The following is a 295-nucleotide window of genomic DNA, read 5'->3' on the forward strand; positions in this document are numbered from 1 at the left end:
GTTGTTCGACAGGTTAATCGCGCCGACAAGAATCGCAATCGGGATGGAAATCAAAATGCTCTGCATATTGATCTTATCTGTCTGAATGAAAAACGAAATCAGCACAAACACCGAACCCATGCAAATGCCTGAGAATAATTCACCGAACGGCGTGTACGCAATCGGGAGCGGCCCGCCTGTATACAGGTAGCCGATCGCCATGCCGACAAGGCCGATCAGCGCAAGCCACCAGCTGCTGCTCATGCAGATATAAACACCGAGCACGAGAGCAATCGCATAAGAGCCGAGCGCCAGC

Annotated in this window: 1 pseudogene; it reads right to left on the reverse strand. The window is 51.9% G+C overall.

The annotated features are described in order from the left end of the window. Positions 1-295: pseudogene (locus SB660_RS19835) on the reverse strand (1,4-dihydroxy-2-naphthoate polyprenyltransferase); the annotation flags it as partial.

The sequence above is a fragment of the Bacillus sp. SIMBA_005 genome (assembly GCF_046535585.1).
Classification (GTDB): domain Bacteria; phylum Bacillota; class Bacilli; order Bacillales; family Bacillaceae; genus Bacillus; species Bacillus pumilus.